This is a genomic window from Haloplanus sp. CK5-1 (assembly GCF_037201915.1).
Taxonomy (GTDB): domain Archaea; phylum Halobacteriota; class Halobacteria; order Halobacteriales; family Haloferacaceae; genus Haloplanus; species Haloplanus salilacus.
The window spans coordinates 175,800-196,114 of the sequence record NZ_CP147505.1 but is presented as its reverse complement, the minus strand read 5'-3'; the positions used below and the strand labels follow the sequence as shown (position 1 = coordinate 196,114).

Sequence of the window (20,315 nt, the reverse complement as noted above, 5' to 3'; positions counted from 1 at the left end):
CGGTCGGCTCCCGCCGTGGTCGTGGGCGGTCATCCGTTCAGAAGTCGTGTTCCACGTCGTCCGGGTCGGCCTTCTGGATGATGATCTTCCCGTCGCGTACCCGCACGAACACCTCGTCGCCGATATCCATGCCGGCCACGGCGAGTTCGTCTTCGTGGAGGTTCACGTGGACGTTGTGGTACTCGCCGTTCTCGTCCTTGGCACCGCTCGGACTGAGTTTCTTTTTCCGGACCATCGGGGGTGTCTACCCCTCTTTCGCCGCAGGATACACATAAGTGTTGTCTACTCGTCGACCGTCGCTCCTGACACCCGACGCGACGAGTCGGTCGAGGAGTGCCGGCCGACGGGTATCCCTCCACCCCCGTTGAGCCCCCGATTTGCCGACATATTTATATTGTGGCATGTGTTCGATTCGCATAGAGGTGCACAATCATGGTACGAGAGGACGATAAGCGGAACTTCGCGCTACAGGATGACGGGGAGGAGGACAGCGTGTTCTCGGGCAACATGCCCCGGCAGGCGGCGCTGAAGGCTGCCCGCCGTCTCGAAAACCCCGCCGACTCCGAGGAGGAAGCGGAGGCGAACCCGACCGAGATCCGACTCCGGGAGAAGGGGACCGATAAGGTACACGTCTACGACGCGTGGGCGTGGAACGAGTCGCCCCCCGACGTCGACATGGACGAGTGGGATGCCGAGGACGAGGGCGAAGTCTGGCTCTCCGACGTCGACGAGATAACGAACGGCAACGTCTCGAAGAAGGGTATCGAACACCAAGACTAACCCCGGCCGCGGTGGCGAGGTGGTGAGTGTCGACAGGGCTTTGCCCGTGCGCCGACCACCGTCCACTCGCGCGGCCGCTCCCCGGCGGGACCGTCCGTACGAGCGGGGGATGACCGACCGGCCTCCAGCCGCGCAACACCGCTTTCTCGACCATGATTCTCCGACCCATGGAACCGTCCCACGAAGGCGGTCCACTTCGACGGCCTTATTTATGCCACCGGCATGTGTCGTAGTACGCACGTCGCCGGTGGTGATTCCGGCAGCCGGAACCGATCCGGTCGCCGACATAATCGCCCGCCCGCGGCGGAACGCTTCCGACGGCCTTAAGTGATTAAGGGCGTTCGGTTGTGATGCGAAGCGCGGCGAGGGCACGAACGCCTTCGACTCGGACTGATACGCCGACCGGCCGACTCACCCCACGCCCGATCGACGGGCTTATGTGGGTCGCCCGACTCGATTCAAGTCCGGACGAAACATGAGGATTCCACCTCTGCGGTCCGCCGTAAGACGGAATCTGATGTGAGCCTTGGTGGTTCGGTGTCACCCGATCGACGCGGTGGCCCGAACCACGGACCTCAGTGGTCTATACACGACGCGGAAACATTACGTTTCCCGCCACCCCTCACTCCCCATGGAGTGAGACCATTCCGGTTGATCCTGCCGGAGGCCATTGCTATCGGGGTCCGATTTAGCCATGCTAGTTGTACGAGTTCAGACTCGTAGCAAATAGCTCCGTAACACGTGGCCAAACCACCCTCTAGAGGACCATACCCTCGGGAAACTGAGGCTAATAGTCCATACCCGTCTCACGCTGGAATGCCGAGACGCGAAAACGTTCCGACGCTGGAGGACGTGGCTGCGGCCGATTAGGTAGACGGTGGGGTAACGGCCCACCGTGCCGATAATCGGTACGGGTTGTGAGAGCAAGAACCCGGAGACGGAATCTGAGACAAGATTCCGGGCCCTACGGGGCGCAGCAGGCGCGAAACCTTTACACTGCACGCAAGTGCGATAAGGGGACCCCGAGTGCGAGGGCATACAGTCCTCGCTTTTCACTACCGTAAGGTGGTAGTGGAATAAGAGCTGGGCAAGACCGGTGCCAGCCGCCGCGGTAATACCGGCAGCTCGAGTGATGGCCGATTTTATTGGGCCTAAAGCGTCCGTAGCCGGCCGAGCAAGTTCATCGGGAAATCCGCCAGCCCAACTGGCGGGCGTCCGGTGAAAACTGCACGGCTCGGGACCGGAAGACCCGAAGGGTACGTCTTGGGTAGGAGTGAAATCCCGTAATCCTGGACGGACCACCGATGGCGAAAGCACTTCGGGAAGACGGATCCGACGGTGAGGGACGAAAGCCAGGGTCTCGAACCGGATTAGATACCCGGGTAGTCCTGGCCGTAAACGATGTCTGCTAGGTGCGGCTCCCACTACGAGTGGGTGCTGTGCCGTAGGGAAGCCGCTAAGCAGACCGCCTGGGAAGTACGTCCGCAAGGATGAAACTTAAAGGAATTGGCGGGGGAGCACTACAACCGGAGGAGCCTGCGGTTTAATTGGACTCAACGCCGGACATCTCACCAGCATCGACAGCAGTAATGACGGTCAGGTTGATGACCTTGCCAGAGTTGCTGAGAGGAGGTGCATGGCCGCCGTCAGCTCGTACCGTGAGGCGTCCTGTTAAGTCAGGCAACGAGCGAGACCCGCACTCCTAATTGCCAGCACCAAGTTCGCTTGGGTGGGTACATTAGGAGGACTGCCGTGGCCAACACGGAGGAAGGAACGGGCAACGGTAGGTCAGTATGCCCCGAATGTGCTGGGCTACACGCGGGCTACAATGGCCGAGACAATGGGTTCCAACCTCGAGAGAGGACGGTAATCTCCTAAACTCGGTCGTAGTTCGGATTGAGGGCTGAAACCCGCCCTCATGAAGCTGGATTCGGTAGTAATCGCGTGTCAGCAGCGCGCGGTGAATACGTCCCTGCTCCTTGCACACACCGCCCGTCAAAGCACCCGAGTGGGGTCCGGATGAGGCCTGGATACCCAAGTCGAATCTGGGCTCCGCAAGGGGGCTTAAGTCGTAACAAGGTAGCCGTAGGGGAATCTGCGGCTGGATCACCTCCTACAGACCGGGACTCTCCCACACGGGAGAGCCCACCGACGACCACTGCGGTCCACGGTTCGATCACCACGCCGATCGGGCACTTTAGAACCACCAAGGCTCACGCTTCACATCACGCTCCCGGGATCGCCCGGGAGTGGGCCCATAGCTCAGCGGTAGAGTGCCTCCTTTGCAAGGAGGATGCCCTGGGTTCGAATCCCAGTGGGTCCATGCCGGGATCGGAAAACCAAACCACGCCCCTTAAGTGGGCGAGGGCGGTACGACTGATCCCAGACCGATGCACCATCCCGCGCAAGCGCGGATGGGAAGGGTCGAACGCTCCCGCATCCACGGGAGGGTGATGAAACCGTATGTACGTGCGATCCAGGCGTCCACTGGACCCGACAGTCAAACCGGGTCACTAGTGTGACATCCATCAATCTGGCTACTGTGCCAGCTGGTGAATGGCTCGGCTCGAGAGCCGACGACGGACGTGCCAAGCTGCGATAAGCCTCAGGGACCTGCATGGAAGGGAAGAACTGAGGATCTCCGAATGGGAATCCCTACACAATTGCCTCGCGCAATGGGGAACGTTCCGAATTGAAACATCTCAGTAGGAACAGGAACAGAACGCAAACGCGATCCCGTCAGTAACCGCGAGTGAACGCGGGCCAGTCCAAACCGAATCTCTTACGAGACATGTGGTGTCGGACTGACCACCAACATCCGACCTCCTCCGAGAAATCTCCTGAAACGGAGTGCGATACAGGGTGACAGCCCCGTATCGGAGGACAGTACGATGGGAGTCAGTTCCAGAATAGCGGGGATTGGATATTCCTCGTGAACGTCCCGGGCATCAACCGGGAAGACTAAACACTCCTCGAGACCGATAGCGAACAAGTAGCGTGAGCGAACGCTGAAAAGTATCCCGAGAAGGGAACTGCAATAGAGCCTGAACTCAGCTGGCGATCGAGCGACGGGGCATACAAGGTCCCACGATAAACGACCGAGGGGCGACCCTCCAGTAGGACTCGTGGGAAGCCGATGTTCCGTCGTGCGTTTTGAAAAACGACCCAGGGAGTGCATTTGCTTGGCGAGCCTAACCCGACTATCGGGGAAGGCGCAGGGAAACCGATACGGCCGCAGTCTGACGACGAGGGCCACCGTGTTCAAGCGCGGGGAGTCAAGCGGATGCGACCCGAAACCGGGTGATCTACGCGTGGGCAGGGTGAAGCGTACCGAAAGGCACGTGGAGGCCCGTTAGGGGTGGTGTCCTACAATACCCTCCCGTGACCTATGCGTAGGGGTGAAAGGCCCATCGAACCCGGCAACAGCTGGTTCCAGTCGAAACATGTCGAAGCATGACCTCTTCCGAGGTAGTCCGCGAGGTAGAGCGACCGATTGGATGACCCGCCTCCGAGAGGAGTCGGCCATCCTGTCGAACTCCGAACTTGCGGACGCCACAGACGAAGGGAGTCCGGTGTGCGGGGTAAGCCTGTGCACCGTAAGGGAGATAACCCAGCGGTAGGTTAAGGTCCCCAAGTGTGGATTAAGTGCGATCGAAGGTAGTCCCGAGCCCTAGACAGCCGGGAGGTGAGCTTAGAAGCAGCTACCCTCCAAGAAAAGCGTAACAGCTTACCGGCCGAGGTTCGGGGCGCCCAAAATGATCGGGGCTCAAATCCACCACCGAGACCTACCCGCATCCGTGAAAGGATGACCGCGTAGACTGGCACACCGCTCGGACGGAAGCACGGGAGAGATTTCGTGTGGACCGAGTGGTGACGATAATCCTGGTCACAGTAGCAGCGAGAGTCGGGTGTGACCCCCGACGGCCTTACGAGCAAGGGTTCCTCGGCACTGCCAATCAGCCGAGGGTTAGCCGATCCTAAGTCTCGCCGTAATTCGACCGAGACAACAGGGAAGCTGGTTAATATTCCAGCGCCACCACACATTGAAAGTCGACGCTTTGGGAACAGCCGAGCCGGGCACTCGCCCGGTCGAACCGGACACCTCCGTGGAAGCCGTAATGGCAGGAAGCGGACGACTTCCGGGATAGGGCAACTCGGCCGTACCTAGAGCCCGTGAAAAGACGAGTGTGGTGTTCGTACCGAGATCCGACACAGGTGCTCTGCCGGCGAAAGGCAAGGCCCGTCGGGAGCAACCGACGTTAGGGAATTCGGCAAGTTAGTCCCGTACGTTCGCAATAAGGGATGCCTGCTCTGTGCAAGAGCAGGTCGCAGTGACTCGGGCGCTCCGACTGTCTAGTAACAACACAGGTGACCGCAAATCCGCAAGGACTCGTACGGTCACTGAATCCTGCCCAGTGCGGGTATCTGAACACCGAGTACAATCGGACGAAGGACCCGTCAACGGCGGGGGTAACTATGACCCTCTTAAGGTAGCGTAGTACCTTGCCGCTTCAGTAGCGGCTTGCATGAATGGATCAACGAGAGCGCCACTGTCCCAACGTTGGGCCCGGTGAACTGTACGTTCCAGTGCGGAGTCTGGAGACCCCCAAGGGGAAGCGAAGACCCTATAGAGCTTTACTGCAGGCTGTCGCTGAGACGTGGTCGCTACTGTGCAGCATAGGTAGGAGGCGGTACACAGGTACCCGCGCTAGCGGGCCACCGAGCCAGCATTGAAATACTACCCGGTAGTGACTGCGACTCTCACTCCTGGCGGAGGACACCGGTAGCCGGGCAGTTTGACTGGGGCGGTACGCGCTCGAAAAGATATCGAGCGCGCCCGATGGTTTCCTCATCCGGGTCGGGAACCCGGAAGAGAGCGCAAGAGCACAAGGAAGCCTGACAGTGATCTTCCCAACGAGGATCGCTGACGCGAAAGCGTGGTTTAGCGAACTTACGAGCCTGCTTGTTGCGGGCCGTAAATGACAGAAAAGCTACCTTAGGGATAACAGAGTCGTCACTCGCAAGAGCACATATCGACCGAGTGGCTTGCTACCTCGATGTCGGTTCCCTCCATCCTGCCCGTGCAGAAGCGGGCAAGGGTGAGGTTGTTCGCCTATTAAAGGAGGTCGTGAGCTGGGTTTAGACCGTCGTGAGACAGGTCGGCTGCTATCTATTGGGGGTGTGACGGTACTTGACGGGAACAAGCGTATAGTACGAGAGGAACTCCGCTTGGGTGCCACTGGTGTACCAGTTGTCCGAGAGGGCAGTTGCTGGGCAGCCACGCACCACGGGATAAGAGCTGAACGCATCTAAGCTCGAAACCCACCTGGAAAAGAAGTACCACCGAGGACACTCGTAGAAGACGAGTTAGATAGACTTGGGGTGTACGCGCCGAGGCAACGAGGCGTTGAGCCCGCGAGCACTAACAGTCCGAGCCACATTCATCAGATGTCGCACTGTGACCCGATTTGAGTGTCGGGTCCAGGCGCTAGCTGGATCGCACGTACGTACGGTTGGAGACCCTACCGACAGTGGTTTGACGGCGGTTCGATTCCGTCGGTCGGCATGAAGGCGGCCAGAGCGGCGGGGAGACACCCGTACCCATCCCGAACACGGACGTTAAGCCCGCCTGCGTATCGAGCAGTACTGGAGTGGGCGACCCTCTGGGAGTTTCGATTCGCCGCCTCACCATTCATACTCAGCCTCGTCGAGCTGCGAGCTCGGCGGGGCTTTTTGCATATCGATCGTTGAGCCGCCGGTTTCGACGCCGACCGCTAGGCTTAAGCGACGGACTCCGATAGTATCCGACGCGCCAAGGTGGCAGAGTTCGGCCTAACGCAGCGGCCTGCAGAGCCGCCCATCGCCGGTTCAAATCCGGCCCTTGGCTTGGCCGCAAACCCTCAGAATCCAAAACCTGAGGGATTCTACTACACATTCTTCATCTCTAGATACTTGTTCGACCGTACAAACAGGTAGTGGCCATGCTGCCCCGCTGGGAGGTGTGGCAGCGTGACGCCGGGTGTTTCCCTCTCCCGGCAGCAACCCGTCGATGCAGTCGCGACGGTCACGCTCGACGATCGTCCACCAGGTGACCTCCTCGGCTCGTTACTCGAGACGGCTGCGCTCCAGGAGGACCTCGTCCAGTCTGTCCGTGACGGACTCCAGGGCACAACGGTCACCGACGCTATCGACCAGCTCGAGGATCTCGACCTTGAGATTCGTGACGGCGATCTGGTCGGTCTCCTAATTCGCATTGCATCCGGCGACGAGCGTGCCATGTGGGACTTCCGACGGACTCTTCGTTCGGTCGGGTCTGGTCGCTCTGATCTAGACGACGTATCGATGATTCCAGATCTGCTAACGCTGGCAGATCATGCTCCGACCCTAGTGTTTCGACTCGAACCGGACTGGTTCGACCGCCGCCGTGATCAGCGCGACCGCGTCTGCGAGATACTCGCGACGCTCGCCTGTGCCTGCGATGTGCAGGTGGTCGGTCGCCGACTCGATCTCGTCCACCTCGCGCACGATCATCACGGGCAGCTCCCGGATAGCGTTAGGGAGCAGTGCAGAGCATGGGGCATAGAAGGCGACTCCAGGGCAGCGCTCGCGAATCTCGATCCCGATGGACGTGCTGTTGAACTCCTTCGACGGATCGCTCAGACCAACGCCGAGACACTTCCGTACGAACGGCTCTACAACACTCTTGACGTCTCCTCCGCTCGCGTTCGCCAGTTACTCGGCGAACTCCGTGAGTTCGGTCTGATCTCCGAGCGCTTCGAGACCGCTGCTGGTAGTGCTGTCGAGATTCTCCAGACTGGTTCGGATGTCTTGGACGCGCTCGATGCGGAATACGGTAGACAAGCGTCGCTCGACGAAGCGGTGTCTGAGCGCGTTAGCGAGACCGGAAAATCGTTCCAAGATATGCCGTGTAACCACGCGCATGCACGGGAGGGGGGAGACGAGGGGGCCGCGGCGGCTGGTGAGGCCGGCCAGCGCGGGTTCCACCGGGAACGCCTCCCCAGTCTCCATACGCCGGCCGACTGGAACCGGTCTGAGTACATCGCTGCCCGGGAATGTACCCCTGATGGCGGCGTCTCGGTAGTCGATCACTCTGTTGAGGGGCGTGATGATCGTGCCGAAGGCCACATCTGGATCGATCAGAGTGCAGACGCGGTCGGTGTCTCCTGTGAGTACGACTCCCCCATGCCTTACTGGGTGAGTACTGCAGCTGCGTTAACCGACTGGCGTATCTGGGAGTTCGTCCTCACCGAGGACCGACTGCTCGAGGCTCCCGAGTTCGCCGATCTGTTCGACGATCATCGGCAGATCCTCCGCGGGTCTCGATGTCTCGGTCATCTTCCGGATGATCATGAGACGCCGGCCGACTATATCGACGGACTGCAGACCGCTCGGGACGACCTCCTCGAGCTTACCAAGCAGTGGCACCAGGGCGACTACGAGGATCGGGATGCGTTCCGCTCGACGATCACTCGTGAAGCACTCGGACTCGTCGGGACGATGGTCCACCTCCTGGACCTCGCCGACGTCGACGTCACCTTCGAAGTGCGCGTTCCCTCGCTACCGAAGTTCGATACCGAGCATCGACGGACCATGGCGCGATCCCTGGCGGTCGGCCTCGCGATCTGCTCGTGTTATGGTCAGCATACCGGCTACCGACAACTGTTCGAGACGCGGGACGAGAAGCTCGAGTGGACGACCGGCCTCGATATCGATCACGACGATCCACTCGGAGCGGTCATCCCATCCGTCTCCGTCGTCGGGGACTGTGGCGGCACCCCCGAAGGTCTCGCGACGATCCTCCAGGAGGAACTCGCCGAGCCGCAAGCCCTTCGCGACGACGCTCCCGAGATCGCCGTTGACGTCCCGGTCGTCTACGATCACGGTCGCAAGACCTACGCCGCAATCGTCCGGTCGCTGGTAGCGACGAAGCGGCTTCGGGCGACCCGTGACGCTGTTTCGTTGTTCCACGGTCTCGCAGCGACACCATACGACGCTGCGGTCGCTCTCGGTCGTGGACTATCTCGTGAAGCCTTCGAGCGGGACATTCGGACTGATGAAGTCCGGCGGGCGCTACAGGCTCTGCAGTCCGACGGACTCCTCGCGAATGCTTCGCCCACCATCCGAGACGTAGTCGCGACGCTACTTCGTGCCGACCAACCCCTTACCCAATCTGCCCTGGCAGATCAGGCTGGACGGTCAACGCGATCGCTCCGGACCCATCTCCCTCGCCTCGAAGCACTGGGGCTCATCGAGGCAACTGGGCAGGGTTATCGGCTCTGCCTGTCGTTCTGCACTGACGCCGAACGCCACGCGGATGTCCTCCCTCGTCTCGTTGAGGACGACCTCACCCTCGCTCGGGACGTCCTCTACGACGCCGTCGCTCTCGACGATCCCCCGGATCGGGTGTGGGATATCTGGATCGACCTTGGTCCCGATGGCGTCCCCGACATCGACGCGCTCCGCGACCACGTTGCGTGGGCTTGGTGGGTGATCCCGACGTGTCAGGCCCTGGCGGACCAAGAGGCCGTCGCCTCTGCGTCGGTCGCGACGGCGCGCTTCGGTGCGGAAGTCGATCACGGCCAGACCAGTATCCAGCAGTCTACTGGAGGTGTGTCGGTGTGATCTATACTGTCCCCGATGATCTTCCGGAGTGCCCACAGTGCGGGTCGCGGGTTCGGGCGGCCACTCGTGTCGGGTCGAGTGCTCAGCTCTTCCCCTGTGAGCACCAGGTTTCGGAGCGTGTTCTTCGCCCCACCCATCTCGACGACGGACCTGTCTCTACTGGAGGTGGATCGGCGTGACCGCCCTACCGATCCGAACGACGTATTTCACTGCGCTGTCGCAGGGATCGGCAACGCCAGCACCCGATGACGACCTCTTCGGCGTCGTTCGATATCCTGCAGAGTGGACCGACGACGTCGTCGATCGGAACCTCCAGACGCTCGCGCCGCCCGAACACCTGCTCGACGCCTACAAGAAGATCGAAGAGGCGGCCGAAGCTGATGGCCACGACGAGCCCCAGCGGGTCGCGTGGGAGAGTGTCGACTTTGAGGAGCAGTATCTCGATCATCTCGACGCGGCAGGCCCTCAGCAGGTCATCGAGACACTTCGAGATCGGGCGACCGAGCGTACGATCTGGTTTGTTTGCTGGGAGGCTGACGATACCTACTGCCATCGACGACTGCTTGCCGAGCGTATTCGCGATGATCTCGATATCGAAGCGTCACGGGGCGATGTTCGCGACCCCTGCGCCGACGGTGAGCACGAGATCGTCGGCACCGATCAGTCACGCCACGGGAGAGAGTGCCGAAAGTGCCAGCTCTCGGTACAGACGCTGACCGACTGGGTGGGACACGAACTGGAGGGGTCGATGTGAGCCGGACCGGTGTCGGGTTCGGTGTCCTCGATCACCTCTGCAAGGACGCTTCGGGGTTCGAACCCTCGACGGAGGTCTGCCCCTCACGGGGCGTGATTCGATGAGTACGACCGACGACACCGAGACAGAGGAACCGACTCACGGCCACATCCGCGGGGAGAACCGCCCCGATCTGGACGTCTACCTGAACGACGAGCGGATGCACGAGCGGGATGGCGTCGACGACGGGATCGTGATGGAGGACCGGGGCGACGACCGCGTCGTCAAGCTGACCGTGATCTACACGGACGGGCTTCGATGTGGAGCGACCGTCTGGGACGATCCCGACGAGGCCTTCCAGGTACCGGGCGAGTTCGTCCACTTCGACCGCGTCGGCGACGCCGGCGACGTCGCGGCGCGCTTCGAAGCGAGAGAGCGGGACATGACCGTCGAACTCCGGGAGGTCTGTTAAAAATGGACGCTACAGTCAAACTCAACGAGGACCGCGAGCGGTACCGAGTCGAAGTCACCGAACAGGGCGGCATGAGCGCAACGTTCAACCTCGATGGCGACACCGCCGAACTCACCCAGATCACGCCGAATGATGGCGACGCCTGTGTGTACGGCGAACAGCTCTCCCGATCGATGGCCTACGTCTCGGGGCTGGACTACGTCGAGACCGTGAAGATCCTGGAAGGGAGTGAGGCATGATCGACACGGACCAACTCTCCGAGGAGGAGATCGAGGCCGTCGTGAACACTCGGATGTTCCAGAAGACGCTGGCCTACCGACGTCTCGGCGACGGCATCGAGGTCCTCGAGGAAGAGGATCAAGTGTTCGAGTCGCTGGTCAACTCGATCACGAAGCAACACTCCTCGGTCTCGACGGAGTCTTCGACCAGAGAGTTCTTCCGGCTGTTCCGGGAGGAAGTGGAGACGTTCACCGAGGGCCTGACCGACGAAGACGAGTCTGGGGGCGACGAGAGCGACCTGCGGGACATCGTCGTCGACGACCGGGGGGACGCATGAGCGTCGAGAGCGCCGATACACCCGACTCGATTAGCATCGAGATCACCCACGAGGAGGCGTTCGGCCCACTCGACCCCGACGACCTGGAGGAAGACGAGCGCCAGATGTGGATCGACATGGAGGCGGACATCCAGCGCTCGGAAGCGCTGCGGGAGATCGCCGAGGAACGGCTGGACGTCGAAGAGATACCGGAGGCGACACACCTGCTGTGGATCGACGAGGCCGAGGTCTACCCGCTCTGTCCGCCGTGCTACGACCGGAAGGCCGACGCCGTCTGGACGGGCGGCACCGAACACCCGCACCACGGCCGCCTCCGGTCGAAGATGCAGGAGCGCCTCCAGGAGGGAACGCCCTGTGCGGACTGCAAAGACGCGCGGGTGCGTGAACTGAAGGACGACCTCAAGGAGCAGGTCGACGTGGAGGTGACGGTCGTCGATGACTGACTGTCCCGACTGCGGGCACGAACTCGACACTGAGGAGAACAACGGCGCGCTGGCCGCTGACGAGAACCACGAGTACTTCTGCTCTCGCTGTGGGCAACTCTTCGAGGACCAGGCAGCGCTCACCAACGGCGGTCAGGAAACGCCACTCCCGCTCGATGATGTGGTCATGCTGGACCTCTCCCACTGGGACGCAAACCTCGGTGGCGGGTGGGATACGTGGGTGCATCCTGATGGCAAGTTCCGTGTCTACGCCGAGGTGATCGACCTAGAGGTGCCGCCGGACGAGGTCCGGTACGCGCTCGAGATCCGCCTCGACGACTGTCGCGGGGATCGCCCGTTCGAGACGGTCGTCCGCGAGACGGTCCACAACCCGTACCTGGCGCTGCGGATGGCCGACGAACTCGCGGGGAACGTAGAGAAGTACATCGACGACTGGGAGGAAGGCCTCTGCCCCCGCCCCGAGGAGGTGGGGTATGTCGAGTAACCGACTCTCGAAAGCAGAGGCGGACCAAGAGCACGGCTTCGTCTGCGAATGCGGAAGTGAAGTCGACCAGATCTGGATTTTCCGACGACTTTATATACTTGTATTTGGCATCCTGTTACGGAGATAACCCTAAATACCGTTTAGAATCAGCACCAGCAGTGGTCGTCCTAACTGGACTCATATATGCAATAAAATTCACATGGATCACTCAGACGATTCGATCGTATTATTGAAGCCTGATAGTGTTTAGTTCGAATCTTTACCGGTGAGATACGGCCAGATGTTCGGTTCGGTGATCGCGCTCAATCCTCGTGGAATGCATTCTTTCAGCGTCGAGAGATCTGGCATAAGGCGATACTTGAACCACTCTTGCAATTGGTCCCAGCACCCTTCGACAGCGTTCAATTCGGGAAGTTTCGACGGGAAGTACCACACTTCGAGATCATCCCCTCGCACGCACGAGACCGAACTGTCTCCGACAGTTTCGGTCTCGCGCTCACCACTCACGTGCTCCCACAGATCCCTCGCGTAGAAGTAACCCGCTCGATCCAGAAACACCACTAACTCCTCACCGAACTTGTCTTTCAGCGCTTCTAACAGCCGAATCCCGTGGTTCCGTGTGAGATTCTCTTCTGTCCAGCAGAAGAAGCTGTCACCGTCGTCGGTGACAGCGCCCAGCACCGTCACTGAATCCCACGCTGTTGCAACCTCTATTGTCGGGTTTGAGCCAATTGGGTAGAAGCCACGTCGCTGAACAGTTCCGACGTGCTTGGTGAACTGATCGACAACAACGACAGTTTTCTCGGTTAGTTCGGGCCGTTTTTTTCGACTGTCTCCTGAAACTCAGTTTTCTCTTCAGGGTCGGCTTCATGATGTTGAGGCCGTGCTGTCCGCAAGGACAGCCCGGCCTCTTTCAACAAGTCATACGCGTAGGTTTCGTGGTATTCGACGCCGTATTCCTCTTTGGCGTGATGAAGCAAGAGTTTCGCTGACCACGCTTGCTGGTCGTATCCGAGTTCGGTCGGCGGCTGTTGCAACTGCTCGAACAGTCGCTCACGATCTTTGCCCTCGATTTTTGCTGGACCTCCTGGTCGAGGAGCGTCGTAAGGTGCCTGCTCGATCGGTTCTTCCTTGAACCGATCGAGCCAGTTGCGAATCGTTTTCTCGACAACACCGTGGCGGTCAGCCAGTGTATCCAGTTGATCGCCCTTCTTGCGCCCGATCGCCGCGAGAACACGTTCTCGCGGCTTCCCTTCGTCGATCTGGTCCTTGAGATCGTAGAGTTCTTCGAGCGTGATATCGTCAAGCCGACCCATTACCAACGCCAGCGTCTCTATCGGTAAAACAGTTCCCTAGACACTATGAGACGGCCACCGCTATAGTGGATAGAGCGATAGTTATTGCAGCGGATGCTGCAGAATCGATGTTACACAGTAGTTTGAGACAAAATCGGCGGTCTTCCGGGGGGAATAATCGATGAGCAACCTTGGTGCGGGTAGATCGAGGCAAGCACTATCGATAGCGTTGTCGGCTATTATGATAGTGTCCGTAATTGCTGTCGGCGGGGTGGCGTTTGTTGGAGACGCGACAGCACAGTCGACGCTTACGGTCGATGCGACGGACGGTAGCGATAACGGATCGTCGCCGTACGAGACGATACAGGCAGCCGTAGACGCGGCCAATTCCGGTGATACGATTCAAGTTGAGGATGGGACCTACAACGAGTCGGTCACGATCAGCACTTCGGATCTAACGCTCGAGTCGGTCAATGGGTCCGATTCGACGACGATCCGGCTCGACGAAGCGAGTAGCACGCCCGTCGTCCAGATCGAAGCGAGCACCGTTACCGTCGACGGATTCAGTATCGAGCGTCTGAACGGTGATACATTCGCACAAGGTGTTTCGATTCGGGCCACCGATGGCGTGACCATCTCAAACAACGACATCACGCAGACGGGTGGGACCCAGCCTCAACAGGGCATCCTGATCACGGACAACCGTGGCGATCAAGGAACCAATACCAACACCGTCGTCGACAACAACGAGATCAGCGATTTCGACCACGGGGTCGCCATCTCGACACAGGATACCAACACAGGGGGCATCTCCAGTGCTAGTATTACTAACAACACCCTCAACAACAACGTCATCGGTGTCAAATTCTCAGACTTCGGCGACACTGGTGAGACGCTCAACGCCGACATCAGCGACAACGACATCAACAGCAATCAGGACGGTGTCAGAGTCCTTGACGATACGACGGGGCCAGCGGGAACGACACCCAGCGGCGTCGCGACACTTGACTCGGTCACGGTCAACGACAACGACCTGTCCGGAAACAGTAACTCCGGGGTCACCAACGACGGTACCGGCGACACGCTTGACGCCACCGACAACTGGTGGGGAAGCGCCAACCCTGACTTCGACACGCAGGTCAACAATCTGAGTAAGGTTGCTGTCGCCCCGTGGCTTGATGCCGTCGACGGCAGCTCAACGGGCGTTTTCAACGTTGACCAAAGCGTCTATAACGCCACCATTCAGGATGCTGTCGACAACGCCAACGCCGGAGAGACGATCGAAGTGCCTCCCGGCACCTACAACGAGTCGGTGTCGGTCAGCACTACCGGTCTGACGCTCACCTCGACCGACGGGGCGGATGCGACGACGATCCGGCTCGACGAGGCGAGTAGTACGCCTGTCGTCCAGGTCGAAGCGAGCACCGTTACCGTCGACGACTTCAGCATCGAACGCGTTAATGGACAGGGGTTCGCTCAAGGAGTCTCAATCCGAGCAACCGATGGCGTCACTATCTCGAACAACAATATCACGCAGTCCGGCGGAAGTCAACCCCAACAGGGAATCCTAATCACGGACAACCGTGGCGATCAGAGTACCAACACGAACACCGTCGTCGATAACAACGAGATCACCGACTTCGATCACGGGATCGCTATCTCGACGCAGGATACCAACACGGGAGGTATCTCCGGTGCCAGTATTACGGCCAATACCCTGGACAACAACGTCATTGGCGTCAAATTCTCCGACTTCGGCGACACTGGTGAGACGCTCAACGCCGATATCAGCGACAACGACATCAACAGCAATCAAGACGGTGTCAGAGTCCTCGATGATACAGCGGGACCGGCCGGTGTGAACCCCAGCGGCGTCGCGACACTTGACTCGGTCACGGTCAACGACAACGACCTGTCCGGGAACAGCAACTCCGGGGTCACCAACGACGGTACCGGCGACACGCTTGACGCCACCGACAACTGGTGGGGCGCATCCAGTGGCCCCAGCGGTGATAGTTCAGGTACTGGCACCAGCGTGAGTGGGGACGTCGACTTCACACCGTTCTACACCGATTCGGCCCGGACCTCGCTGAGCAAATCGGTCGGTAGCGGCTCCGTCGACGCTAATGGGACGGCACGGGCCGACCTGAGCGCCGAAGTCGGCGGTATCGAGGAGTCGGAGGTGACGTTCGACTCGTCGACCTCCGCCAGTTTCGTGACTGTGGTCGAATCCGATCGACCGACTGGAGGGGCATCCGAACCCACCGAGGAACTGGCTAAATCCGTGTCCGTCTACGCCGATATCTCGGCAGACCGAGCAGTCAACGAGGACGTTACGGTGGCGCTCACGGTCAACGCGTCGGCAGTCGACGATATTGATCAGGTGAGGCTTCTCCACTACGTGAATGGGAACTGGACACAGTTGGAGACGGACGTCCGGCGCACCAACAACGGAAACGTCCGGCTCGAGGCGACTGCAAGTAGCCTTTCGCCGTTCGCTGTCGTGCAGGTCGCTGACGACGACGGCGGAGATTCCACCGACGACACCAGTAGCGGGAGTAATCGCGGAAGCGGGTCACTCGTTGCTGGCTCCGACTCAGTGGACCAGCGTGTCTCGATGGGCGACATTTCGAACGTCAAGGCCACGTTCAGTGGACCCACGACTGGGTTCGTCTCGATCAGTTCCGTCAACGGGTTCCCGAGCGGTGCACCGACCCCATCCGGATCGGTGATCGCGACAGTCGACATCTCACCGCCCGACGATGTAGCAGACAGCTCTGGAACGGTAGAACTCACCGTTTCGCGTGCAGCAATTGAGGATGCCGATGCGGACCCGTCGGATCTTCGAATAACCCGCTACGACGAAGCTGGCGGCGAGCTTGACACCCTCGACACCGAAATTGTGAGCGAGACTGACAGTACGGTGGTCGTTGCGGCCGATACGCCTGGATTCTCGGTGTTCGGTGTGGTTGCCGAGCAAGACACGCAGGCAACCGCAACACCCACACAAACGCCGACGGCGACGCCGACTCAGACATCGACGGCAACGTCTACCCAGACACCGGCGACAACGTCTACCCAGACACCGACGGCGGCGTCTACGGAGGGCAGTGGCCCCGGCTTTAGTGTGGTCGTTGCAGTACTCGCGCTCCTAGCTTCGACGTTGCTGGCTACCCGATACAAAAATAAGAACCACGATTGACCGCCGGAAGCGGTCACAGAGCAGTCCGAATTCGATTTTTTGTAGCCCGAGTCAACTGAGATTGCTGCGTCCTCTCCGATGTCGATCTTCTGGAGCGAATCTCATACTCATGGGCATCAAAATAGACTCTAATCTGAATCTGTTCTACTGGATACACCTTCTGTATTCAGCACCCAGATTGTGTTAGTTGCTAATAATTTTCAACAAAACACATAACTCGAAGGTAGCACCGATCAGAATCACCTGTTCTCGACGACCGTCCCTAAACGCGCGCGCTTGAAGTAAGCAGTCCGGGCTGTCAGAGCGACACCTGGCTCATCGACTGGATGATATTCTCCTCGGTCGGCGCTGCCAGGTACGGCTCGATGGCGTCGTAGGAACTCCACCCACCGAGGGCCATCACGATCCGCGGGGAGACGTTCTCCTCGACGAGCAGGTGGTTCGCCCAGCAGCGGCGGAGGTCGTGCGTCGAGATCTTCCGGTAGTCGTCGTCACCGGTCTCCTCGGCAGCGCTGGCGGCGGCGTCGTTCACCCAGTTCTGGACCTGCCGCTTTTTCACATCGATGAAGGGATCTCCCGGACCGAGGCCGTTCTCCTGTTCGTAGCGCGCCAGCAGCACCTCGACGTCACGGGGGAGCCACGTCTCGCGATACTTCCCGCCCTGGTACTCGCCGGTGGTGTCCTTCCCCGAGATGACCTCGAGCTGATGATGGCGGCCGTCCTTCGTCCGCGTGACGTGCTCGGGAGCGACGTCGAGCGTCTCGGCGACGCGGAGACCGCAGTCGCCCATCAACCGGATCGCGATCTCCCGCTGGAACGACGACGCGGACCGGGGGAGTTCGTGGTACTCGTCGCGACTCATCCAGACGTTCCAGGTGCCGTCCTTGTTACGCTCGCTACGCATTACGCGTTAATTTTGAGTATCACGCAACTTAGTGGTTCGCACGGCGGCGGTCGCGGCCGGTCTGGAGCGGCTATGGGCCGAATAGTTGCGCGTTTCTGTACAAACACGAAATTAGAGACATCGCCACGGAATTAATATAGCGACATAGAATTTACTACTGTTCTGAGCGGTGCTCTGACGGCGACGACGATCGTTCTCTCATCTGGATCGGTAGTCTGACCGCTCTCACTGTGGGTAGAACGTCCGAAACCGGCCTGCAGAAGTCGCCTACGCGGTGAGTCGGCCGCCACCGACCTCGCTGAGGGTGCCGGCCTCGATCATGTCCTCGACGAGCGCCTCGGCCTCCCGGACGGAGAGGTCGGACGTTTCCGCAGCGGCGACCGCCACCGCTTCGGGATCGGCGCCGTACTCGCTGGACTGCATCTTCAGCTCCTCGACGGCCTCGGTCACCGCGGCGGTCGGCGTCTCGGCGTGATCGGCGACGAGGTTTCCGTCCTCGTCGGTCTCGACCTCCATCGCCGGCGTCTCCAGCCCGAGTTCGCGGAACGAGCGCCCCTTCAGGCGCGTCGCCCGCTCGGCGTCGACGAGGTCGACCGTCTCGGAGTGACGCAGCTTCGCGGAGGCCTCGGCCAGCCGGATCAGGTCCTGGGCGCTGCGGGGCGTCACGGGGAACTCTCGATCCTCCTCGGCGATGATGCGCGTCTTCGTCTCGACGTACCACGTTTCCAGCACATCCTTCACCTCCTGACTCGCGAATACCGGCTCCAATTGACGCGCGGCCGCGAGGTAGGCCCGGAGGACGTCCTCCTCGACCTCAGGTTCGACGCTCTCCCGCAGCGAGTCGTCGACGTCGAGGCCGCGCTGGTCGCGGATCTCGACGTCGTGGTTGTCGATGATGTGGCCGGCGATGTTGGCGATCTCCTCGCGCTCCTCACGCTCCCGGGTCACGAACATCAGGTCGAAGCGGGTCAGCAGCGGCGACGGCACGTTCGTCTGCTGGTGGGGCGGTTCGTCCTCCCGGAAGTTCCCGTCCTCGGGATTCGCGCCGGAGAGGACGGCTGTCGACGCCTCCAGTGTAGCCTCCCGCCCGGCCTTCTGGATGTTGATCACCTGTGACTCCATCGCCTCGAGCATCGCCTCCTGATCGGTCTCGTCGGCGCTGTCGAGTTCGTCGATGAAGACGGCGCCGCCGGAGCACTGCGGGATCGCTCCCGCGCTGATCGTGAACTCCGAGTCGGAGAAGTCGTCGCGGGTGATCGCCGCCGTGAGGCCGGCCGCGCTGGTCCCGGAGTTGCCGGAGGCCTTCTTCCCGCGTGGAGCGAGTTCGACGAGGGCCTCGCCGAAGTCGGTCTTCCCGGTGCCAGGATCGCCCAGCAACATCATGTGGATCGTCCCCCGCATCGACGCGGCGTCGTTGCCACGAACCAACAGGAGGAGGAGCGCCTCCTTGAGATGCTGGTCGCCGAAGTGATCGGTCGCGACAGAGTCGACGAGCGTCGGGATCGGATCCTCGGCGGCGGCGATCTCGTCCAGCTGCTCGCGGTAGGCCGCGAGGTCGTCCTCGTCGAGTGAGTCGTCGTCGACGAACACCGCCTCCGCATCGAGGACGTCGGTCGCGACGGTCTTGCCCTGCTCGTGGTAGCGCTCGAACTCAGCGACGACCGTGACCTGGTCGCCGGCCTCGAGGTCGCGCCGGGCGAGCGCGCCCGTCAGATGCGCGTCGATGTGTTCGCGGTCGTCGTCCATCTCCTCGGGGAGCGGCTTCAGGCGGAGCTTCCGGTAGTCGCCGTACTGCCACCGGTTCTTCCGGGGAACCCAGTGGACCGACTTCTTCTCGCACGAGTCGCAGTACATCGGTGGGGTGATGTCCCAGAACGCCTGTTGCACACGTTCGCGACGACGGCAGTCGCGACACTCCCAGACGCCGACGAGGAGCTTCGCATCGATGGTCGTCCGCTTGGTGATCTGGCCGGTGACCGCGACCGTGTCGCCCGTGCCGACGCGGCTGGCGTACGTCTCGCCGACGTGGTACTCGCCGTCGACATCCTCCTCGGCGACGGCGTTCACAGTCCTTCGACCTCCTCGAGGCTGATCTCGCTCGTGTCCTCGACGAGTAACACCTCGGTTCGCTTCATCAACTCGCTCCAGTTGCCCATCGAGGTCTTGGTGAACGGGATCTTGATGCCGAAGCGGGTGTATCCCCGATGTTTTTCGATGTGGCCGTGCGTCCCGCCGAGACTGAGCGACGTGTATCCACACTCCGCACACCGGAAGAGGACGAGTCCACCGTCGCTCTCGTACTCCTCGTGGAGAATGGTCTCAAGGTCTACCATGGAACCACCTCGAGCGCGCCCGAGACGAGCGCACCCGCGGCCTGCATGTCCACACCCGGGATGACGCCCGCGTACAGGAGTCCGCACAGTACTGCGGCCGCGACCGCGGCCGACACGACCGCGTGCTGCGCGATCGTCGCGCCCAGCGTGCGCCCGGCGCTCGCGAGTGCGCTCAACTTGTAGCCCCACCAGAGCCAGACGATCGCGATGATGACCGCTCCGGTCGCGACGCCCTCGATGCCGGCGGCGTTGAGGAGCCACCCGACGACGTCGCGCAGTAGTCCCGAGATGATCTCGTAGGGATTCAACGCGAGCGCAACAGAACTGGTCATCGCTCCCTTCCCCCGGGGATAATTTTTACCTCTCCTGTACTACGCGCGTGCGAAAAGATCTGTAGATCCGCCGCGGATCGCCGTCTCTGGCTGTTTCCGACCCACCACCCCGTGGGTCTCGGCGTCGAAAACGAAGCG

17 protein-coding genes, 2 tRNA genes, 3 rRNA genes and 1 pseudogene are annotated in these 20,315 nt (G+C 60.8%); 14 read left to right on the top strand and 9 right to left on the bottom strand.

The genetic code is table 11. The features are described 5' to 3' along the window. Window positions 1–37 precede the first annotated feature (37 nt). Entirely contained in the window at window positions 38–235 is a 198-nt protein-coding gene (locus tag NBT81_RS01065) for a hypothetical protein (RefSeq protein ID WP_049937926.1), read from the bottom strand. A 197-nt stretch (window positions 236–432) separates the two neighbouring features. Here NBT81_RS01065 and NBT81_RS01060 point away from each other — a divergent pair, with 197 nt between their 5' ends. The 6 genes from NBT81_RS01060 to NBT81_RS01035 all read left to right on the top strand — a co-directional run bounded on the left by NBT81_RS01060 (window position 433) and on the right by NBT81_RS01035 (window position 6,667). Next, window positions 433–780, top strand: a complete 348-nt coding sequence (locus NBT81_RS01060; RefSeq protein WP_338740414.1) for a non-histone chromosomal MC1 family protein — start codon at window positions 433–435, stop codon at window positions 778–780. 644 nt (window positions 781–1,424) lie between these two features. Next, a 16S ribosomal RNA gene (locus NBT81_RS01055) occupies window positions 1,425–2,895 on the top strand. A gap of 136 nt (window positions 2,896–3,031) precedes the next feature. After that, window positions 3,032–3,103 (top strand) — tRNA-Ala (locus NBT81_RS01050). 205 nt (window positions 3,104–3,308) lie between these two features. Then, window positions 3,309–6,224: ribosomal RNA gene (locus tag NBT81_RS01045) — 23S ribosomal RNA — on the top strand. Between the two features lie 123 nt (window positions 6,225–6,347). After that, a 5S ribosomal RNA gene (gene rrf, locus NBT81_RS01040) occupies window positions 6,348–6,469 on the top strand. Together the 16S, 23S and 5S rRNA genes with 2 tRNA genes alongside form the textbook arrangement of a ribosomal RNA operon. Before the next feature lie 122 nt (window positions 6,470–6,591). Further along, a tRNA-Cys gene (locus NBT81_RS01035) sits at window positions 6,592–6,667 on the top strand. A gap of 497 nt (window positions 6,668–7,164) precedes the next feature. Here the strand turns inward: NBT81_RS01035 and NBT81_RS01030 are convergent. Both NBT81_RS01030 and NBT81_RS01025 read right to left on the bottom strand, forming a co-directional pair. Further along, the gene (locus NBT81_RS01030) at window positions 7,165–7,305 is read right to left on the bottom strand and encodes a hypothetical protein (protein ID WP_338740413.1); all 141 of its coding nucleotides are present in this window, start codon (window positions 7,303–7,305) and stop codon (window positions 7,165–7,167) included. Between the two features lie 207 nt (window positions 7,306–7,512). Further along, the gene (locus NBT81_RS01025; protein WP_338740411.1) at window positions 7,513–7,641 is read right to left on the bottom strand and encodes a hypothetical protein; all 129 of its coding nucleotides are present in this window, start codon (window positions 7,639–7,641) and stop codon (window positions 7,513–7,515) included. A 60-nt stretch (window positions 7,642–7,701) separates the two neighbouring features. Between NBT81_RS01025 and NBT81_RS01020 the strand changes: the two genes are divergently transcribed. The 7 genes from NBT81_RS01020 to NBT81_RS00990 all read left to right on the top strand — a co-directional run bounded on the left by NBT81_RS01020 (window position 7,702) and on the right by NBT81_RS00990 (window position 12,111). Continuing rightward, window positions 7,702–9,423, top strand: a complete 1,722-nt coding sequence (locus NBT81_RS01020; RefSeq protein ID WP_338740410.1) for a winged helix-turn-helix domain-containing protein — start codon at window positions 7,702–7,704, stop codon at window positions 9,421–9,423. Window positions 9,424–9,598: 175 nt separating this feature from the next. Continuing rightward, window positions 9,599–10,177: a DUF488 family protein gene (locus NBT81_RS01015; RefSeq protein ID WP_338740409.1), complete on the top strand. Its 579-nt coding sequence runs from the start codon at window positions 9,599–9,601 to the stop codon at window positions 10,175–10,177. 100 nt (window positions 10,178–10,277) lie between these two features. Further along, window positions 10,278–10,628, top strand: coding sequence for a hypothetical protein (locus NBT81_RS01010; RefSeq protein ID WP_338740407.1), 351 nt, complete (start codon window positions 10,278–10,280; stop codon window positions 10,626–10,628). A gap of 2 nt (window positions 10,629–10,630) precedes the next feature. Then, window positions 10,631–10,867: a hypothetical protein gene (locus tag NBT81_RS01005; RefSeq protein ID WP_338740405.1), complete on the top strand. Its 237-nt coding sequence runs from the start codon at window positions 10,631–10,633 to the stop codon at window positions 10,865–10,867. Further along, window positions 10,864–11,184, top strand: a complete 321-nt coding sequence (locus NBT81_RS01000; RefSeq protein WP_338740402.1) for a hypothetical protein — start codon at window positions 10,864–10,866, stop codon at window positions 11,182–11,184. Before NBT81_RS01005 ends, NBT81_RS01000 begins: the two co-directional genes overlap by 4 nt. Further along, entirely contained in the window at window positions 11,181–11,627 is a 447-nt protein-coding gene (locus NBT81_RS00995; RefSeq protein WP_338740400.1) for a hypothetical protein, read from the top strand. Before NBT81_RS01000 ends, NBT81_RS00995 begins: the two co-directional genes overlap by 4 nt. Further along, window positions 11,620–12,111, top strand: a complete 492-nt coding sequence (locus NBT81_RS00990) for a hypothetical protein (protein WP_338740399.1) — start codon at window positions 11,620–11,622, stop codon at window positions 12,109–12,111. Before NBT81_RS00995 ends, NBT81_RS00990 begins: the two co-directional genes overlap by 8 nt. A 246-nt stretch (window positions 12,112–12,357) precedes the next feature. Here the strand turns inward: NBT81_RS00990 and NBT81_RS00985 are convergent. Both NBT81_RS00985 and NBT81_RS00980 read right to left on the bottom strand, forming a co-directional pair. Next, window positions 12,358–12,846 (bottom strand): annotated as a pseudogene (locus tag NBT81_RS00985) (IS630 family transposase); the annotation flags it as partial. 71 nt (window positions 12,847–12,917) lie between these two features. Further along, window positions 12,918–13,427 (bottom strand): IS630 family transposase, encoded by a 510-nt coding sequence (locus tag NBT81_RS00980; protein WP_338739297.1) that lies wholly within the window; start codon window positions 13,425–13,427, stop codon window positions 12,918–12,920. 160 nt (window positions 13,428–13,587) lie between these two features. Between NBT81_RS00980 and NBT81_RS00975 the strand changes: the two genes are divergently transcribed. Beyond that, a complete protein-coding gene (locus NBT81_RS00975) occupies window positions 13,588–16,608 on the top strand; it encodes a PGF-pre-PGF domain-containing protein (protein WP_338740398.1) in 3,021 nt (1,006 codons plus the stop codon). Between the two features lie 298 nt (window positions 16,609–16,906). Here the strand turns inward: NBT81_RS00975 and NBT81_RS00970 are convergent, their stop codons facing one another. From NBT81_RS00970 to NBT81_RS00955, 4 genes are all read right to left on the bottom strand, one after another. Continuing rightward, complete coding sequence (locus NBT81_RS00970; RefSeq protein WP_338740396.1) at window positions 16,907–17,512, bottom strand: site-specific integrase; 606 nt, start codon at window positions 17,510–17,512, stop codon at window positions 16,907–16,909. 267 nt (window positions 17,513–17,779) lie between these two features. After that, a complete protein-coding gene (locus tag NBT81_RS00965; protein ID WP_338740394.1) occupies window positions 17,780–19,579 on the bottom strand; it encodes an ATP-binding protein in 1,800 nt (599 codons plus the stop codon). Next, a complete protein-coding gene (locus NBT81_RS00960; RefSeq protein ID WP_338740393.1) occupies window positions 19,576–19,845 on the bottom strand; it encodes a hypothetical protein in 270 nt (89 codons plus the stop codon). The genes NBT81_RS00965 and NBT81_RS00960 overlap by 4 nt, the downstream gene beginning before the upstream one ends. Continuing rightward, window positions 19,839–20,177, bottom strand: coding sequence for a hypothetical protein (locus NBT81_RS00955; RefSeq protein ID WP_338740392.1), 339 nt, complete (start codon window positions 20,175–20,177; stop codon window positions 19,839–19,841). The genes NBT81_RS00960 and NBT81_RS00955 overlap by 7 nt, the downstream gene beginning before the upstream one ends. Window positions 20,178–20,315 lie beyond the last annotated feature (138 nt).

Bases quoted from the DNA above. Each gene is read 5' to 3' on its own strand.
- NBT81_RS01065 (WP_049937926.1), bottom strand. From the start codon at position 235: ATGGTCCGGAAAAAGAAACTCAGTCCGAGCGGTGCCAAGGACGAGAAC.
- NBT81_RS01060 (WP_338740414.1), top strand. From the start codon at position 433: ATGGTACGAGAGGACGATAAGCGGAACTTCGCGCTACAGGATGACGGG.
- NBT81_RS01020 (WP_338740410.1), top strand. From the start codon at position 7,702: ATGCCGTGTAACCACGCGCATGCACGGGAGGGGGGAGACGAGGGGGCC.
- NBT81_RS01010 (WP_338740407.1), top strand. From the start codon at position 10,278: ATGAGTACGACCGACGACACCGAGACAGAGGAACCGACTCACGGCCAC.
- NBT81_RS01005 (WP_338740405.1), top strand. From the start codon at position 10,631: ATGGACGCTACAGTCAAACTCAACGAGGACCGCGAGCGGTACCGAGTC.
- NBT81_RS01000 (WP_338740402.1), top strand. From the start codon at position 10,864: ATGATCGACACGGACCAACTCTCCGAGGAGGAGATCGAGGCCGTCGTG.
- NBT81_RS00995 (WP_338740400.1), top strand. From the start codon at position 11,181: ATGAGCGTCGAGAGCGCCGATACACCCGACTCGATTAGCATCGAGATC.
- NBT81_RS00990 (WP_338740399.1), top strand. From the start codon at position 11,620: ATGACTGACTGTCCCGACTGCGGGCACGAACTCGACACTGAGGAGAAC.
- NBT81_RS00980 (WP_338739297.1), bottom strand. From the start codon at position 13,427: ATGGGTCGGCTTGACGATATCACGCTCGAAGAACTCTACGATCTCAAG.
- NBT81_RS00975 (WP_338740398.1), top strand. From the start codon at position 13,588: ATGAGCAACCTTGGTGCGGGTAGATCGAGGCAAGCACTATCGATAGCG.
- NBT81_RS00970 (WP_338740396.1), bottom strand. From the start codon at position 17,512: ATGCGTAGCGAGCGTAACAAGGACGGCACCTGGAACGTCTGGATGAGT.
- NBT81_RS00960 (WP_338740393.1), bottom strand. From the start codon at position 19,845: ATGGTAGACCTTGAGACCATTCTCCACGAGGAGTACGAGAGCGACGGT.
- NBT81_RS00955 (WP_338740392.1), bottom strand. From the start codon at position 20,177: ATGACCAGTTCTGTTGCGCTCGCGTTGAATCCCTACGAGATCATCTCG.